The sequence below is a fragment of the Azospirillum soli genome (assembly GCF_017876165.1).
In the GTDB taxonomy this organism is placed as follows: domain Bacteria; phylum Pseudomonadota; class Alphaproteobacteria; order Azospirillales; family Azospirillaceae; genus Azospirillum; species Azospirillum soli.
Window position 1 is genome coordinate 182,559 of sequence record NZ_JAGINQ010000005.1, and the last position, 16,745, is coordinate 199,303.

14 protein-coding genes are annotated in these 16,745 nt (G+C 68.0%); 10 read left to right on the plus strand and 4 right to left on the minus strand.

The annotated features are described in order from the left end of the window. The 10 genes from tssF to J2852_RS10560 all read left to right on the plus strand — a co-directional run bounded on the left by tssF (position 1) and on the right by J2852_RS10560 (position 13,045). Entirely contained in the window at positions 1-1,815 is a 1,815-nt protein-coding gene (gene tssF / locus J2852_RS10515; RefSeq protein WP_209875011.1) for a type VI secretion system baseplate subunit TssF, read from the plus strand. Beyond that, positions 1,779-2,924 (plus strand): type VI secretion system baseplate subunit TssG, encoded by a 1,146-nt coding sequence (gene tssG / locus J2852_RS10520; RefSeq protein WP_209875014.1) that lies wholly within the window; start codon positions 1,779-1,781, stop codon positions 2,922-2,924. The genes tssF and tssG overlap by 37 nt, the downstream gene beginning before the upstream one ends. Positions 2,925-3,029: 105 nt before the next feature. Further along, the gene (locus J2852_RS10525) at positions 3,030-4,037 is read left to right on the plus strand and encodes an eCIS core domain-containing protein (protein WP_209875017.1); all 1,008 of its coding nucleotides are present in this window, start codon (positions 3,030-3,032) and stop codon (positions 4,035-4,037) included. Positions 4,038-4,274: 237 nt separating this feature from the next. Then, a complete protein-coding gene (locus J2852_RS10530; protein ID WP_209875019.1) occupies positions 4,275-5,657 on the plus strand; it encodes a hypothetical protein in 1,383 nt (460 codons plus the stop codon). A gap of 91 nt (positions 5,658-5,748) precedes the next feature. Beyond that, positions 5,749-8,406 carry a type VI secretion system ATPase TssH gene (gene tssH / locus J2852_RS10535; protein WP_246499475.1) on the plus strand — a complete coding sequence of 886 codons (2,658 nt, stop codon included), beginning with the start codon at positions 5,749-5,751 and terminating at the stop codon, positions 8,404-8,406. Between the two features lie 15 nt (positions 8,407-8,421). Further along, entirely contained in the window at positions 8,422-10,443 is a 2,022-nt protein-coding gene (locus tag J2852_RS10540; protein WP_209875023.1) for a type VI secretion system Vgr family protein, read from the plus strand. 5 nt (positions 10,444-10,448) lie between these two features. Further along, on the plus strand, positions 10,449-11,072 hold the full coding sequence (locus J2852_RS10545; RefSeq protein WP_209875025.1) for a toxin-antitoxin system YwqK family antitoxin: 624 nt from the start codon (positions 10,449-10,451) through the stop codon (positions 11,070-11,072). Between the two features lie 12 nt (positions 11,073-11,084). Next, positions 11,085-11,471 carry a DUF4280 domain-containing protein gene (locus J2852_RS10550; RefSeq protein ID WP_209875027.1) on the plus strand — a complete coding sequence of 129 codons (387 nt, stop codon included), beginning with the start codon at positions 11,085-11,087 and terminating at the stop codon, positions 11,469-11,471. A gap of 181 nt (positions 11,472-11,652) precedes the next feature. Beyond that, positions 11,653-12,336, plus strand: coding sequence for a hypothetical protein (locus J2852_RS10555; protein WP_209875028.1), 684 nt, complete (start codon positions 11,653-11,655; stop codon positions 12,334-12,336). A 1-nt stretch (position 12,337) separates the two neighbouring features. Then, the gene (locus J2852_RS10560) at positions 12,338-13,045 is read left to right on the plus strand and encodes an SPOR domain-containing protein (protein ID WP_209875031.1); all 708 of its coding nucleotides are present in this window, start codon (positions 12,338-12,340) and stop codon (positions 13,043-13,045) included. Positions 13,046-13,054: 9 nt separating this feature from the next. Here J2852_RS10560 and cysE read toward each other — a convergent pair whose 3' ends face one another. Genes cysE through J2852_RS10580 form a run of 4 tightly spaced genes read right to left on the minus strand, consistent with a single transcriptional unit; the run spans position 13,055 to position 16,744 of the window. Next, entirely contained in the window at positions 13,055-13,885 is an 831-nt protein-coding gene (cysE, locus tag J2852_RS10565) for a serine O-acetyltransferase (protein ID WP_209875033.1), read from the minus strand. A 35-nt stretch (positions 13,886-13,920) separates the two neighbouring features. Then, positions 13,921-14,784 carry an itaconate degradation C-C-lyase RipC gene (gene ripC / locus J2852_RS10570; RefSeq protein WP_209875035.1) on the minus strand — a complete coding sequence of 288 codons (864 nt, stop codon included), beginning with the start codon at positions 14,782-14,784 and terminating at the stop codon, positions 13,921-13,923. Further along, on the minus strand, positions 14,784-15,620 hold the full coding sequence (locus J2852_RS10575) for an HTD2 family dehydratase (RefSeq protein WP_209875037.1): 837 nt from the start codon (positions 15,618-15,620) through the stop codon (positions 14,784-14,786). The genes ripC and J2852_RS10575 overlap by 1 nt, the downstream gene beginning before the upstream one ends. After that, on the minus strand, positions 15,617-16,744 hold the full coding sequence (locus J2852_RS10580; protein ID WP_209875040.1) for a CaiB/BaiF CoA transferase family protein: 1,128 nt from the start codon (positions 16,742-16,744) through the stop codon (positions 15,617-15,619). The genes J2852_RS10575 and J2852_RS10580 overlap by 4 nt, the downstream gene beginning before the upstream one ends. Position 16,745 lies beyond the last annotated feature (1 nt).

Below are 16,745 nucleotides of genomic sequence, written 5' to 3' on the forward strand. Positions count from 1 at the left end.
ATGGCGACTGAAGGCCGCGATGACCTTCTCGACTATTACCAGCGCGAGCTGTCCTACCTGCGCCACGAGGGGGCGGAGTTCGCGGCGCGCTACCCGCGCGTGGCGGCGCGCCTGGACCTCAGTGGGGCGGAATCCCCCGATCCCCACGTCGAACGGCTGCTGGAAAGCTTCGCCTTTCTGACCGCGCGCATCCAGCGCACGCTGGATTCCGAATTTCCGCAGATCCCCTCGGCCCTGCTGGGCGTGCTGTACCCGCATCTGCTGGCTCCGGTGCCAAGCCTCGCCATCGCGCAGTTCGAGGTGGACCCGGACCAAGCCCGCGCCGCCACCGGCTTCACCCTGCCGGACGAGACGCCCCTGTTCGCGGAGGCCGTGGACGGGCTGACCTGCCGCTTCCGCACCGGCTATCCGGTGGAGTTGTGGCCGATCGAGGTGGCGGAGGCGGCGATCCAGCCCTCGGCCGCCTTCAACTTCCTGGACCACCGTTCGGACGTCGGCGCCGTCCTGCGGCTGACGCTGCGCGGCATGGGTAAGCTGACCTTCGCCGACATGGCGCCGAAGCGGCTGCGTTTTCACCTGCACGCGGGCGCCATGTCCGGCGGCGCGCTGTACGAACTGCTGATGAACGAGGTGCGCGGCGTCGCCGTGCGTCCGGCCGGCGCCGCCCAGCCCGTGCGCGAACTGCCGGCCGGCGCCATCCGCCCGGTGGGCTTCGCGCCCGACGAGGATGTGCTGCCCTGGCCGCGCCACGCGCATCAGGCCTATCGCTTGATCCAGGAATATTTCGTCTTTCCGGAAAAGTTCCTGTTCGTGGACGTGGAGGGGCTGAGCGACCTTGGTGCCGGCAAGGACGTGGAGCTTCTGTTCCTGCTGTCCGCGCCGCCGCGCCGCGCCATCGCCGTGGACCGGGGCACCTTCCGCCTGAACTGCGCGCCCATCGTCAACCTGTTCCGCAAGACGACGGAGCCGGTGCGGCTGGACCAGACGCAGGTCGATTACCGGCTGCTGCCCGACAGCTACCGCGAGCGGTCCACGGAGATCCACTCGATCCTGAAAGTCTCGGCCAGTTCGTCTTTCGAGGACGACAGCCGGGCCTTCCAGCCCTTCTATTCCTTCGACCATAGTGCGGCGCGGGCCGACGCGCGGGCCTTTTGGACGGCGCGGCGCCAGCCGACGGGGCGCGCCGACCTGCCGGGCACGGACATGGTGCTGTCCTTCCTGGACCTGGACTTCAAGCCGACGCGCCCGCCGGCCCAGGTGGTGTTCGCGCACACGCTGTGCACCAACCGGGGCGTAGCGGAGCAGATGCCGGCCGGCGCGCGGCTGGAGATCGAGGTGGACGCCCCCCTGCGCGGCGTCGCCTGCCTGACCAAGCCGACGCGGCAGATCACCCCGCCGCTGGGCGGGCAAACGCTGTGGCGGTTGGTGTCGCACCTGTCGCTGAACCACCTGTCGCTGGACGGCGAGGCGGGCCTGACGGCTCTGCGCGAGATCCTGCGCCTCTACGCCGCCTTTGACGACGCCTCGGTCAACGGGCAGGTGGCCGGACTGTCGGGCCTGTCCTGCGCCAGCGTGGTGCGGCGCGTCGGGAACGAGGCGTGGCGCGGATTCTGCCGGGGCACCGAGGTGCGGCTGGAACTGGACGAGGAACGCTTCGTCGGCAGCCATCCGTTCCTTCTGGCCTCCGTCCTCAACCGCTTCTTCGGGCTGTACGCCGCCGTCAATTCTTTCACGCAGCTGGTTCTGACCAGTCGGCAACGCAACGGGATCTGGAAGACATGGCCTCCTCTGGCTGGCGATCAACCCGTTCTGTAATCGAGCAGCTGGCCGCCGAGGCCCACCGCTTCGATTTCCTGCAGGCGGTCAGCCTGATCGAACGGCTGCGCCCGGATTCCCGCAGCGTCGGCGATGGCACCCACACGGCGCACGAGGCGGTGCGCTTCCGTTCCAGCCTGACCAGCGCCTTTCCGGCCAGCGACCTCAGCGCCGCCACACCGCCCGGCCCCGGCGAACCGCGCTGGGAGCTTCTGGTGAATTTCCTCGGGCTGGCCGGCGGGTTCGGCCCACTGCCGGCGCCGATCACCGAGGCCATCGTCCAGCAGTTGCGGACCGGCGACACGGCGACCCGCGATTTCCTGGACCTGTTCAACCACCGGCTCGTCTCTCTGCTGTACCGGGCGCGGCGCGCGCACCGGCCGGCGCTGAACCGGGGCACGCCCGACCAGGGGCCGTTCGCCCAGTATCTCTACAGCCTGATCGGGCAGGGGACGGAGGGCCTGCGCGGGCGCATGGCGGTGCCCGACCGGGTGCTGCTGAACCACGCCGGCGTGCTGGCCCAGCAGCCGCGCAGCCTGCACGGGCTGGAACGCCTGCTGAGCGACCATTTCGACGTGCCGGTGCGCGCGATGCCTTTGCAAGGCCGTTGGCTGGCGCTGGACGACACGCAGACGACGCGGCTGGGGCAGCGCAATTCGGTACTGGGCGACGGGGCCGTGCTGGGCCGCCGGGTGTGGGACCAGCAGGCGGCGGTGACGCTGGAGATCGGGCCGCTGAATCTTTCGGACTTCCGCAGCTTCCTGCCGGACGGCCACGCGGCGCGTGTGCTGAGCGACTTGGCGGCCTTCTATGTGGGGCCGAGGACCGAGACGGCGGTGCGGCTGCGGCTGAAGCCTGCGGCGGTGCCGGGTACGCGGCTGGTCGGGGCGAACCGGCTGCACCTGCATTCGCCGAGGACGCTCGCCGACCGGCCGCGCGCGGCCGGCGTGCGGCTGGGGGGACCCAAGGGCGATGGGGGGCGGCTGCTGACACGGGCGGCGCACGACGCGCCAAGGCTCGGCTGGACGACGTGGCTGACCACGCGGACGCGGGTGGACGAGGGGCGTGTCGATCTGAAGGGCGGCGTGGGAGGGCACACGCGTGCGTGAAGTCCGCTCATCCATTTTCCCCAAACAGTCGCTCAAAGCCATTCTGCTCGTTGACAGAAGCGAGCAAGAGTCCGGATACTTCACCGACTGCGTGAAGGGGCTGTCATGACGGCATTCTCGTCCGTTTCCGGTAAAGTGATCCAGGGCCGCTTCCTTGCGGCAGGGCCGCGCCTGCCCGGCCCAGGCTCGACGGGCACGGTGCAGCGGCAGGCCAACGGCAACGCCCAGGCGTTGCCGCCGGGCCTGATTCGCACGGGCGGCGGCGGGCGTCCACTGCCGGACGGCGTGCGGCAAAAGATGGAGTCCTTCTTTAAAGCGGATTTTTCGGACGTGCGCGTGCATGTGGGGTCCGAGGCGCCGTCCATCGGCGCGCTGGCCTTCACGCTGGGCTCCAACCTCTATTTCGCGCCGGGGCAGTACAACCCCGATACCCCGCACGGCCAGCAGCTTCTCGGCCACGAACTGACGCATGTGGTGCAGCAGCGCGCCGGCCGCGTGCGCAATCCGTTCGGCAGCGGCATCGCCGTGGTGCAGGATCCTGGGCTGGAGGCCGAGGCCGACCGCATGGGCATGCGCGCCGCCTCGCATTTCACGCCGCCGGCCGTGCAGGCCAAGCCGGCACCGCAGAACGTGGCCGGACCGCACGCCCAGGTGCAGAGGAAGGCCGAGAATGGATCTGGCTACCGGTTGATCGTCGGCGCCTACCTGCATCAGAAAAAGGGCCTACCCGATGCCATGGCCGGGCACGGCTTTGTGGCCGTCGAACGCCCCGGCGGCAAGCGTGAGGCGTGGGGGTTCTCGCCCGCCAACCTGTCGAGTATTGATCCGAAGCGCGATCTGGGGCGCCTGACCACCGGCGTGCCGGGGCGCGTGCATCGCGATGAGTCGGCTTTTTCCGAGCCGGGCGTGCGGACGCGCAGCTTCGCCATCAGCGCGGAGCAGGCGCAGGCGGCCATGGCCAAGATCTCCGAGTACCGGGGCGGCGCCACGCAATTCAGCCTGGCGCGACGCCAGTGCACCGGATTCGCTGCCGACGTGGCGAAAGCGGCCGGTGTGGATGCGTTCGGGGGTGGGGTGGTGCGCGGGCCACGGGATTTTTACCGGAAAATCTAAAAGCGAGAACGCGACAACATGAAAAGGTTTGTTGGTCCGCATCCAGTGCAGCCTGGAGCGGCAATACCGCAATCGCGACCTTCGGTTCCTCCGCCCCCGAGGCCGGCGGTGCCTCAGCCGTTTCCATCCGTTGTTCAACGCGCGGGTCACGGAGCATTTCCGCCGCCACCCGCTACGCAAGCTGTTTCTTTGGTCCCGGCTGCCCTGCCGGCCTGCAGGACAGCGAAGGCCCAGTCGGTGGCGCAACCGTCCAAGGCCATCGGACATGCGGGCGGACATGCGGGCAACAACACAGCGGTTCCGCCGCCCCCCACCCGTTTTGCCGACGCCAATCGGTCAATCCAGCAAAAAGCTGCTGCCGGTGTGGCGGCGAGGGGAGCGGCTCCACACCGTGTGGGGTGGCCCGATCATCTAGGGCCCGCCGGTCACCAATCTCAGATCAGCAGCCATCGAGGATTTACGCAGGCACCTTCAAATGCTGCGGCTCCGTCGGCGCGGCCAGCCGTCGATCCGAGCAGTGTCGTACAGTTGACGAAGAGAAGGATTAATCGGCACTCGGCGAATCAGAACACGCAGACTTCAGCAAGCAGCACGCCCCAATCCACCACCAAAAAAAGAAAGTTCCACAAGCCGCTTTCAACCGCCAGTTCGAGTCAGCAGTCCGGCCAGACTCAGCTGACTATTCCGACCCAAAACCTTAATCAGAATCAGCAGATCAATCAAAATTCAGCAAGCAGCACGCCCCAATCCACCACCAAAAAAAGAAAGTTCCATAAGCCGCTCTCAATTGCCAGTTCGAGTCAGCAGTCTGGCCAGACTCAGCTGAATATTCCGACCCAAAACCTTAATCAGAATCAGCAGATTAATCAAAACCTGACGCCCAACCTTAGTAATGGAATTTCTACCGATAAGGTCTATGTTACGGTTGTGGAAGGTAGGGTTCATTTTGATCATGACAGGACAAGACTGCCCGTGTCAAACAATGGTCCCGTTGAGATGACCGTCGATCAGTTCATCCGGTTCAAAAATGCTGGAAAACAGCATGCCTCAGGTGGACAAAAGATAATAGGTGGGAAGTCTCGTTACCGATCTGATCGCACCGAAGACGACTCCGCTAAAAAGTGGGACGTCACCGAGTATGCGCATGCGCAGAAGCAAATAGGGCCGTGGGGAAGGAGGCATTTGACGAACCGCGACCATATGAACGCGGATTCTTCCAATCAGAAAAAAGACGTCGATTGGGTTGATGGGCTATCGGCGAGTGAAATTAAGAAGCAAGGTTTAGTAATATTCGTTTCCGGAGAGCACCACAGGGAGGACAGCTACACTTATGGAGGCAGAACGAAAAAGAAGGATACACCAAATGGCTCGACCCGCACCGAATACGGGACAGATCATCCGGAAAAGTCTCTGGCCATTGAAATAGATAGTATGCTTCTGGAAAAGTCTAAGAGAAAAAAGGTACGGATAGAAATGGTTGGTGGATACAGGTATCTTATCAAGCTTGCTTATCAAATGCAAAGAATAGAGCCAAAGAAGAAGCATTGGGATGAATTTGATAGAATAATTATGAATTACCTAGAAGATGCGGTTAAAAATGATGATGGGAAAGCCAGGTAAATATCGCCTCACGATCATGTCAGGCAGTTCGACCTAGAGTCTGCTCCGGCAGGCCGACCAAAGCCAGAAAAAGCCAACCGGTTCATTGCTCATGTCCTCCCTGAAGCCCCTCATCGACAAGCTGAACCCCACGGCCAAGCGGGCGCTTGAGACGGCGGCGCAACTGTGCCTGACCCAGACGCATTTCGCCGTCGAGGTGCAGCATCTGTTGCTGAGGCTCGCGGCCATGCCGGAGGGCGACGTGGCGCGGCTGCTGCGGCATTATGGGGTCGATGCGGGGGCGCTGTCGGCCGACCTGACCCGCGCGCTGGAACGGCTGCCGCGCGGCAACGTGCAGACGCCGGCCTTCTCCGAACATCTTCTGCGTCTGCTGGAGCGCGCCTGGGTGGTGTCGTCGCTGCGGCTGGGTGGGGCGGCCATCCGCTCCGGTGCGATCCTGGCGGCGCTGCTGGAGGACGACGCGCTGCGCGGGTTGGTGCTGGAGGCAGCTCCCCTGCTGGCCCGCATCCCGCGCGGCCGGCTGGCTGAGGACTTGCCGGACCTGCTGCGCGGCGGGGCGGAGGACGCGAGAGCGCCGGCCGGAGGGGCTGCCGCAGCGCCGATGGCGGGCGGGGTGGCGCCGACGAAGACGCCGGGGCTGGATTCCTACACCATCGACCTGACGGCGCAGGCGCGCGCCGGGAAAACCGACCCCATCGTCGGGCGCGACGGCGAGATTCGGCAGGTCATCGACATCCTGATGCGTCGCCGCCAGAACAACCCGATCCTGACCGGCGACCCTGGCGTCGGCAAGACGGCGGTGGTCGAAGGCTTCGCCCAGCGGGTCGCCGATGGGACCGTGCCGCCGCCTCTGCAAGGCGTGTCGGTGCGCATCCTCGATCTGGGGCTGCTCCAGGCCGGGGCCGGCGTGAAGGGGGAGTTCGAGAACCGCCTGAAGCAGGTGATCGAGGAGGTCGCGGCCTCGCCCAAACCCGTCATTCTGTTCATCGACGAGGCGCACACGCTGGTCGGGGCCGGCGGTGCAGCGGGGCAGGGGGACGCGGCGAACCTGCTGAAACCCGCCCTGGCGCGCGGCGAGCTGCGCACCATCGCCGCCACGACCTGGGGCGAGTACAAGCGCTATTTCGAAAAGGATCCGGCGCTCGCCCGCCGCTTCCAGGTGGTGAAGGTGGAGGAGCCGGACGAATCCACCGCCATCGCCATGCTGCGCGGCCTCGTGCCGAAGCTGGAAGCCCACCACGGCGTGCGCATCCTGGACGAGGCGGTGGCCGACGCCGTGCGCCTGTCGCACCGTTATATCAGCGACCGCCAGTTGCCGGACAAGGCCATCGGCGTGCTGGACACCGCCTGCGCGCGGGTCGCCCTGGCGCAGAGCGGCCCACCGCCGGAACTCCAGGGGGCGGAGCGCCGGAGCGCCGACCTGGAGGCTGAAATCGCGTTGCTGGCGCGGGAAAGCGCGGCTGGAAGGGACCATACGGAGCGCATGGAACGGCTCGCCGACCAGCGCGATGCCATCGAGGAGGAGCGGCACCGGCTGGAATCCCGCTGGCGCCAGGAGGCCGAGGTGGTCGAACGCATCCGCGCGCTGGAGGAGGTTCTGGAGCGGCTGTCCGGCGCCGCCTACCTCCAGGCCCGGTCGGAGCTGGACGGGCTGCGGCTGGAGCTGGAACAGGTGCAGGAGGCCGATGCGCCGATGGTGCCCGTGGCGGTGGACCATCGCGCCGTGGCCGCGGTCGTGTCGGGCTGGACGGGCATCCCGGTGGGCCGCATGCTGACCGACAATGTTCAGGCGGTGCGGTCCTTGCGCGAGCGCATGGGCGAGCGGGTCGTCGGGCAGGACGCGGCGCTCGACGCGGTGTCCCGGCGCATCCGCACCTATTTTGCCGGGCTGGGCGAGCCGGGCAAGCCGACGGGCGTCTTCCTGCTGGTCGGCCCGAGCGGCGTCGGCAAGACGGAAACCGCGCTGACGCTGGCCGACCTGCTGTTCGGCGGGGAACGCAGCCTGATCACCATCAACATGTCGGAATATCAGGAGGCGCACTCCGTCTCCGGCCTGAAGGGCGCACCGCCGGGCTACGTCGGCTTCGGCAAGGGCGGCGTGCTGACCGAGGCGGTGCGCCGCGCGCCCTATTCGGTGGTCCTGCTGGACGAGGTGGAAAAGGCCCACCCCGACGTGCTGGAGCTGTTTTATCAGGTCTTCGACAAGGGCACGCTGGAGGACAGCGAGGGTGTGGTGGTGGACTTCAAGAACACCATCATCCTGCTGACGTCCAATCTGGGAACGGACACCATCGCGCGGCTGGCCGACCGGTCCGGCCCCGTGCCGGCCCCGGCTCTGGACGCCGACCGCCTTGCCGAAGCGATCCGACCGGAGCTGGTGCGCCACTTCAAGCCGGCGCTGCTCGGCCGCATGGTGGTGGTGCCCTACCGGCCGCTGCTTGACGAGCAGATCCACGCCATCGTCCGGCTGAAGCTCGCCCGCGTGCAGGCCCGCGTGGCCGAGGCGCACGGGGCGGAGCTGACCTACGACGACGCGGTGGTCGCGCACATCGCCAGGCGCTGCACGGCGACCGACGCGGGCGCCAGGGCCATCGACCATCTGCTGACCAACACACTGCTGCCCGACCTGTCGGCGGGCGTGCTGGACCGGCTGGCCGACGGCGTGCCGGTCGATCTGGTGCATGTGGACCTCGACGGGGCGGGGGGCTTGCGTTACACCTTTGGGGCTCCCGCCATCCGCATGAACTGACCATGAGCGCCCTTCGTGAGCGATAAGGCAACGACCCAGGACAAGGCCTCGCTCTCGGTCAGCACCCCGCTCGGCAAGGACAGCCTGATCCTGCTGGAGTTCAGCGGGACCGAGCATGTGTCGGGCCTGTTCGAATTCACCCTGGTCATGCAATCGGCCACCGGCGCGCAGGATCTCGACCTGTCGCAGCTGGTCGGCCAGCATTTGACCGTGACGCTGACCGGCGACGGTGGAACGCGCATCGTGGACGGGATGTGCACCCGCGTGGTGCAGACAGCCAGTGCCTATGTGGCGGAACTGCGCCCCTGGCTGTGGATGCTGGGTCTGACCACCGACCACCGCATCTTCCAGACCAAGACGGCGGTGGAGATCATCAAGCAGGTCTTCCAGGACCTGGGCTACACCGACTTCAAGGATTCGACCACCGCCACCTACACGACGCGCGATTACTGCGTGCAGTATGGGGAAAGCAGCCTGAATTTCGTCCTGCGCCTGATGGAGGACGAGGGCATCTTCTACTTCTTCACGCACGAGGCGGGGAAGCACACGCTGGTGCTGGGGGACGACGCCTCGGCCTTCGCCGACATTTCCGGTACGTCCACGGTGCCCTATCTGCCGCTCCCGGTGGGGAAGGACTGGGTGGACGGGCTGCACGTCACCGACTGCGCGCTGGAACAGGCGGTGACCAGCGGGTGCTATCAGGCCGACGACTACAATTTCACCACGCCCGCGACCCAGCTGAAGGCCACGGTCACCGGAAAATCCGGCGCGCCGCAGGTCTACGAGTATCCCGGCAACTACACCACCAAGGACCAGGGCGACGGCATCGCAAAAGTACGCGTGGCGGAACTCCAGGCCGGGGCCAAGCGGCTGACCGGGGGCAGCGTCGTGCGCGCCTTCACGGCGGGGCAGAAGTTCACGCTGTCGGGCCACCCGCGCGCCGACCTCAACGCCGCCTGGGTGCTGCACACGGTCAGCCACAGCGCGACCTTCCGCGAATACACCAACCGCTTCGCGGCGCTGCCGTCGGACACCACCTTTCGCCCGCCGCGCGTCACGCCGGTGCCGCGCATTCCGGGGACACAGACCGCGACGGTGGTCGGCAAGTCGGGGCAGGAGATCTACACCGACCAGTACGGCCGCATCAAAGTGCAGTTCCACTGGGATCAGGTGGGGACGAGCGACGAAAACAGCTCCTGCTGGGTGCGGGTGGCGCAGGGCTGGGCGGGCAAGAGCTGGGGCGCCTTCTTCCTGCCGCGCATCGGGATGGAGGTGGTCGTCAGCTTCCTGGAAGGAAACCCGGACCAGCCGCTGGTGACGGGCTGCGTCTACAACGGCACCAACACCGTGCCCTACACGCTGAGCGACGACCAGACCAAGAGCACGATCAAGACCAACAGCTCGACCGGAGGCGCCGGCTTCAACGAAATCCGCTTCGAGGACAAGGCGGATTCGGAGGAGATCTACGTCCAGGCGCAGAAGGACATGAACGTCCTGATCAAGAACAGCCGGACGACGACCGTGGACGCCGCCGACGACACGCTGACCCTGAACAAGGGCAACCGGTCGGTCACCATCAGCAAGGGCAACGACACGCTGACCATCACGGAGGGCAACCGCACCTCCGAGATCGCCAAGGGCAACGAGACCCATTCGGTGAAGGGCACGCGTGACCTGACGGTGACGGGCGCGGAAACCCACACCAACAAGGACGCCTTCACCCACAAGGTGGCCGGCGACTTCACGCTGAAGGTGGACGGCAACATCACCATCGAGGCCGGCGGCTCCGTCACCATCAAGGCGGGCTCCGGCATGACGGTGCAGTCCACCAGCGACATGAACCTGAAATCCTCCGCCGGAATCACCGCCAAGGCAACCGCCGACGCCATGGTCCAGGGCCTGAACGCCACGGTGAAAGCCGACGTGGGCGCGACCTTGCAGGGCGGCGCGACCGTCACCGTGAAGGGCAGCGCCCAAGCCAGCATCGACGGCGGCGGCATGACCGAGGTGAAGGGCGGTCTGGTCAAACTGAACTGATGGATATGGACGCCACCACGGACACTCCTGCGGACATCGGGGAAGGACATACGGTCGTGGAGACGCGGGCCGACGACGGGCGGCTGCTGTCCACGGCCACGCTGGGGCCGGACGGGGCGCTGGACGGCCCCTTCACCGCCTATGGGCCGGACGGGGCGGTGCAGATGCGCATGACCTATCGCGCGGGCGTGCCGGAGGGCACCTCGACCGTCTTCCACAACGGCAAGCCGCAGACGGAAATGACCTACGCCGCCGGGGTGCTGGAGGGCGAGATGCGCAGCTTCGACGCGGCCGGGCGGCTGGTGTCGGTGGTGCGCTACGCGGGCGGGCGGCGCCACGGACTGATGGAGTGCTTCGGGCCGGACGGCAAGCCGCTGATGACCGCCGAATACAAGGACGACCGGCTGGACGGTCCGATGGTCGAATACCGGGCGGACGGGACGGTGCGTCGCAGCGCGTCCTACCGAAACGACCTGCTTGACGGGGAAACGGTGGAGTTCCACCCCGGCGGAAGCCCGAGCGAACGGACGGTCTTCGCGGCAGGCGTTCCGGTGGAAGGGCCGCAGCGGTTCGACGATTCGGACGCGCCCGGCAAGAAGGGTTTGCTGGCACGGTTGCGCGGAAAATAAGGGAGAGCGCTCATGGGCTTTCTGGTGGTGGCGGGGGCGATGACGCAGTGCAGCTTCGGCGTGGCGCCCAGCAGCCTCCTGGTGCTGCCCGCCAACCGCGTGCTGGGCGGCGGGCCGCCGGCGGCGAACATCATGGACAACAAGCCCATGATGAACATCCTGCCCTTCGGCATGTGCCAGAGCCCAGCCAACCCGATGGTGGCGGCGGCCACGGCGGCGGCCCTGGGCGTGCTGACCCCAATGCCCTGCATTCCGGTCACCGCCGCGCCCTGGATGCCCGGCGTGCCGCAGGTGCTGATCGGCAACATGCCGGCGCTGAACGACAGCTGCAAATGCATGTGCAACTGGGGCGGCGTCATCAGCATCAACTTCGCTGGTCAGGTCCAGATTCAGGCTTGAGCGTTCAGGCGTGATCGGCGCGCCGTGGTTGCGGCGCTCACCGGTTGCGCTATAGTGACGGGAACCCCCGACCGCAGGCCGACCGACCGCGCAATCGACCATGTCCGCCCCGCCCAAGCGCTTTACCCCGCCGCCGACCCAATGGCCCGGCCGCCCGCCGCAGCCGGCACCGGGAGCCGCCATGCCGGGCAGGGCTGTGCAGTGTCAGGTCGTGCAGCGCCATGCCAGTTTCGGCGCGCTGCGTTCCGGGAAGGCGGAGCGGACGAGCGCCGGGGACGAGCTGGTGTCCGTTCAGGGGAACGAGTTCCTGTTGCAGGTCGCCGACCGGGGCGTGCGCGTGAAGCCGAACGGCACCTACAACTTCGTGCGGGTCCAGGGGACCACGCGCAACGACGCGCACACCTTCGTGTCGTCCAAGAGCGGTCATGCCGGGCTGGCCGGCGGCCGGCCGGTGCTGTACGCCGGCACGGTGCGCTTCGACAGCGGCAAGCTGGACTGGTGGAGCAATTATTCGGGCACGTACCAGCCCATCGCCGCCTTCCGCAAGCAGGCGCAGTTGCCCGAGGACGCCTTCGTTCCCTGGCAGAAGCTGCAGATGGGCGGTGTCGGCCTGCAACGCGGCATGTTCAACGACCGGCGGTCCGCGACCGCACCCACGAAGGCCGAACCCACGAGGGTCGAAGCGAGGGGGGAACCGGCGAAGACCGAATCCGCCAAGCGCGAACCGGTGAAGGTGGAAGCGGCGAAGGCCGCGCCGGCAAAAGCGGAAGCGCCGAAGGTCGAGCGCGCGACGGCCCCCGTCGCGGCGAAACCGGCGGGCACGGCGCCAGCCGCGTCGGCAGCACCCCCGGCAAAAGGGCCTTGAGGTGGCCGTTCCGCGCGGCTCCCTGCCCATCGTCCTCGGCGGGACGCTTCTGTTCGGCACGCTGACCTTCCTGCTGGGCCTCGTCGTCGGCGTGAACATGAACGCGCCTGTGCCGGCTGCCGCTGTGGCTGAGGTCGCTTCGGCGCAGGAGGCTCCTCCGCCCGCTGCCCAGCCGGTACCCGCGCAGGGTGGAGCGTCGGGCGGCGACGCTCCGCCGACCACTCCGGCTCCCGCAGAGACTCCGGCCAAGACGGGAGCGGCCGAACCGGCGGCGGAGGCGCCCGCCATCGTGCCGGTGAAGGTCAAGGGCTTCGGTTTCGGTGCGCCGCCGTCGAGCGAGCCGGCCTCGGTTCTGCGCGGCAAGCTGCTGCGGCAGGCGGGCGCGCCTCCACCCCCCGCCGACGCCAAGGACACGCCGCCCAAGGATGCTCCCCCCAAGGATGCTCCCAAGGACCCGCCGGGGCCGCCGCTAGTGTACTCGGTCGCGGTCGGTCGCTTCCTGGTGGAGGCGAACGCCGGCCGCCTGTACGCGGAGGCGGCGGCGAAGGGCTACCAGCCGATGATCGTCGTCCCGGATCCGCCGGATCCCGCTGGCTGGATGACGGTGACACTCGGCCCGCAGGTGGACGCGGCCACCGCCGGACGCCTCGCCGAAGACGCCGCCGCGCGTGGGTTCGAAACGTGGCTGGTGAGCTGGCTCGCCCCGTAAGGGGATGGGTCAGATGTGATACTCGGGCTCGGGCAGGGTCTGGTCCATGGCCAGGGCCGGGATGGTGTCGCGACACCAGCCGACGATCTGCGCCGGGACACCGGCCACGGTGGCGCAGGGCGGAACGTCCTTCAGAACGACACTGCCGGCGCCGACCTTGGCGCGGGCGCCGATCTCGATGTTGCCCAGCACCTTCGCGCCGGCCGACAACAGGACGCCGTCGCGCACCTTCGGGTGGCGGTCGCCGTGCTCCTTGCCGGTGCCGCCGAGCGTGACCTCCTGAAGGATCGACACGTCGTTGCCGACCACCGCCGTCTCGCCGATCACCACGCCGGTGCCGTGATCGATGAAGACGCCTCGCCCGACCGGGACGGCCGGGTGGATGTCCACCGCGAACACCTCGGACACGCGGCTTTGCAGGAAATGCGCGAGATCCTGGCGCTCGTGCCGCCACAGCCAGTGGCCGATGCGGTGCCATTCCAGGGCGTGGAAGCCCTTGTAGTAAAGGAAGGGCGTCAGCACGCTGTCCGCCGCCGGGTCGCGCGTCCAGATGGCCTGGAGGTCGGAGCAGGCCAGTTCCACCACCGCCGGGTCGTCGGCCGTGACCGTGTGGGCGAGGTCGGCGAGCTGGTCGGCGGAGATGTAGGAATCGCCGAGCTTGCGCGCGAGAAGGCCTCCCAATGCGCAGGCGAAGTTGGCGTGCGACAGGACCGCCGCGTCGATGAAGGGGCGCAGCCACGGTTCCTTCGCGATGACCGCGACGGCCTCCGTCCGCAAGCGGGCCCACATCTCGGTCACGGTGTTGATGCCGTCGTCGGTCTTGGGGGCGATGTGATTCATGGCAGCCCTCCATCCTGAATGCCGGGCGGCGCAGTTTATCCCCTTGTTCCGGCTTGCACCACCATTGCTTCAGGGGCCATTGCTTCACCGGCGGCGGCAAGGACCCGGCGGGCCTTTCGGGCGATGGCCTCGTCGATCATGCGGCCGCCGACCACGCCGACGCCCTTGGTGTTCTCCGCCAGGATCAAGCGCGCTTCGGCCACCTGCTCCGGGGTGGGGGTCAGCACCTCGTTGATCGCGGCGATCTGGCGGGGGTGGATGGCGGCCTTGGCGCTGAAGCCCAGGCGAACCGCCGCATGGGTTTCGGCGCGCAAGCCCGCCTCGTCGCCGAGCGCGAAGAAGGGAGAGTCGATGGCGGCGATGCCGGCGAGCGCCGCCGCGTTCACCACCCGCGACCGCGCAGCCAGCAGGGGTTCCCACGCGACCTCCGCGCCCAGGTCGGCGGCCAGATCCGCCGCGCCGAAGAACAACGCGTCGAGCCGGGGCGTGGCTTGCGCGATGGTCTCCACGTTGGCGATGCCGCGCGCGCTTTCGATCAGGGCAACGAGGCGCGTGGTTTTGCCCGCTTCAGTCAATAACTCGTCGATCAGCCGCAGGGTGTCGGCGGAGTCCGTCTTCGGCACCAGGATCAGGTCCGGCCGCGCGTCGGAACGGAGCAGGGCTTGCAGGTCTTCCAGACCGGCGAGGGTGCCGGGAGCGTTGATGCGCAAAACGCGCGTGATGCTGCCGTCGCCGGGACCGCTCAGCCAGTCGAGTGCCGTTTTGCGGGCGGATGCCTTATCGGCGGGGGCGACGGCGTCCTCCAGATCGAGGATCAGCACGTCGGCCCCAGCCTCGGCAGCGCGGTCGAAGCGGTCGGGTTTGGTCGCCGGGGTGAACAGCCAACTGCGGCGGCGCATCAGACGGCCTCCAGCTCGGCGGTCATGGCGACCTGCCCGGTGTGATCGAGCGCCCAGAGCGCGGCACCCTTTCCCTGCGGGGAGCCGCAAAGCGTGAGGGGGTGCACGTCGAACAGCGGACGGCGCGCGCGGAAGCGGAAGGCGGCGACCCGCGCACCGGGATTCTCGCGCAGGAACAAGTCCACCAGCAGGGTCGCCGTCAACGGCCCATGCACGATCAGGCCGGGATAGCCCTCCACCTCCTCGCAATACTTGCGGTCGTAATGAATGCGGTGGCCGTTGAAGGTCAAAGCGGAGAAGCGGAACAGCAGGACCGGATCCGGGGTGATCGGGCGTGACCAGATCGCCTCGGGGGCGGGTTCGGACGGGGGCGGGGTTTCGCCCGGCTTTGGCGCTTCGCGGTAGACGATGTCGTGCACCTCACGCACGGCGAGGCCGGCCTCGTTCAGGATTTCGTGCACCACCTTGACGAACACCATGTCGCCGGAGCGGCCGGACTTGTGCGTCACGTCGGCGATGCTGGAGCGGCGGCGCAGTGCCTCCCCGGTGCGGATCGGTGCGGCGAACTCCAGTTGCCCGCCGGCCCACATGCGGCGGGGCAGGGGAACCGGCGGCAGGAAGTCGCCCCGGTGCGGGTGCCCGTCCTCCGCGATCTCCCGCTGCGGAGCCCTGGGCAGGAAATAGAGCCAGTGGCCGAGCGGCGGGACCTCGCCCGCGCGCCAGGGCGGGTCGAGGTGGTCGAGCGTGGCGGCAAGGCCGGTCAGGGGGGCGGCGGTGGCGACGTCCAGATGCTCCTCCGCGCGACCGATCCAGTCCTTCAGATGCTCGAAACTCATGGAGCGAACTCCCTGCGCAGGGCCTCGGTGTGCTGGCCGACGGCGGGCACCGGGCGGGGGTGGAAGGTTTCGCCGGCCCAGCGCGGCGGCGGGGCCACGCCCGTGACCGGGCCGGTCGGCGTGTCGGTGGTGATGCGGCGAAGCTGGCTGTGCTCCGACAGGTCGGCGACGCTGTTCAGCGACCCGAAGGCGATGCGCGCCCGGCGCAGCCGCTCGGTCGCCTGCGCGCGGTCGAGCGTGGCGAAGAAAGCTCCGACCGCCGCGTCCAGCGCCGGCCGGTTGGCGACGCGCAGGGCGACGGTGACGAAGCGCGGATCGGTCGCCAGATCCGGCTGCTCCAGCACCTCGGCGCAGAAGGTCCGCCACTCCCGCTCGTTCTGGATGGAGATGACGACCGTGTGCCCGTCGGCCAGCGCGAAGGCGCCGTAGGGGGCGATGGACGGGTGGTTCAGCCCGACCCGCTCCGGCGCCTTGCCGCCATAATCCTGGTGCAGCAGCGGCACGGTCATCCAGTCGGCGATGCAATCGAACAGGGAGACGGCGACGCCGCGCCCCTGGCCGGTGTGCTCCCGCTCGAACAGGGCCTGGAGCACGGCGGTGTGGGCGTACATGCCGCAAGCGATGTCGGCGACCGATACGCCGACGCGGCCCGGAGCCTCCGGCGCGCCGGTGATGGAGGCGAGGCCGGTCTCGCTCTGCACCAGCAGGTCGTAGGCCTTCATGTCGCGGTAGGGGCCGTCCTCGCCATAGCCGCTGATGTCCACGGTGATCAAGCGCGGGTGGCGCTCGCGCAGGGTCGCCGAGCCGAAGCCGGCGCGTTCGGCGGCGCCGGGGGCGAGGTTCTGGATGAACACGTCGGCACGGGCCACGATCCGGTGCAGCAGCGCGGCGTCCCCGCCGTCCTTGATATCCAGGACGAGCGATTCCTTGCCCCGGTTGAGCCAGACGAAATAGGCGCTCTCGCCGTGCGCGACGTGGTCGTAGTTGCGGGCGAAGTCGCCCTCCGGCCGCTCGATCTTGATGACGCGCGCACCGGCGTCGGCAAGGCGGGAGGAACAGTAGGGGGCCGCCACCGCCTGTTCCAGGGCGACGACCAGAATGCCTTCCAGCGGTAGGTTACTCATG

Excerpts from the sequence above, each read along its gene's own strand:
- tssH (WP_246499475.1), top strand. The coding sequence starts at position 5,749 with ATGTCCTCCCTGAAGCCCCTCATCGACAAGCTGAACCCCACGGCCAAG.
- tssG (WP_209875014.1), top strand. The coding sequence starts at position 1,779 with ATGGCCTCCTCTGGCTGGCGATCAACCCGTTCTGTAATCGAGCAGCTG.
- cysE (WP_209875033.1), bottom strand. The coding sequence starts at position 13,885 with ATGAATCACATCGCCCCCAAGACCGACGACGGCATCAACACCGTGACC.
- J2852_RS10525 (WP_209875017.1), top strand. The coding sequence starts at position 3,030 with ATGACGGCATTCTCGTCCGTTTCCGGTAAAGTGATCCAGGGCCGCTTC.
- J2852_RS10555 (WP_209875028.1), top strand. The coding sequence starts at position 11,653 with ATGCCGGGCAGGGCTGTGCAGTGTCAGGTCGTGCAGCGCCATGCCAGT.
- ripC (WP_209875035.1), bottom strand. The coding sequence starts at position 14,784 with ATGCGCCGCCGCAGTTGGCTGTTCACCCCGGCGACCAAACCCGACCGC.
- J2852_RS10545 (WP_209875025.1), top strand. The coding sequence starts at position 10,449 with ATGGACGCCACCACGGACACTCCTGCGGACATCGGGGAAGGACATACG.
- J2852_RS10550 (WP_209875027.1), top strand. The coding sequence starts at position 11,085 with ATGGGCTTTCTGGTGGTGGCGGGGGCGATGACGCAGTGCAGCTTCGGC.
- J2852_RS10575 (WP_209875037.1), bottom strand. The coding sequence starts at position 15,620 with ATGAGTTTCGAGCATCTGAAGGACTGGATCGGTCGCGCGGAGGAGCAT.
- tssF (WP_209875011.1), top strand. The coding sequence starts at position 1 with ATGGCGACTGAAGGCCGCGATGACCTTCTCGACTATTACCAGCGCGAG.
- J2852_RS10580 (WP_209875040.1), bottom strand. The coding sequence starts at position 16,744 with ATGAGTAACCTACCGCTGGAAGGCATTCTGGTCGTCGCCCTGGAACAG.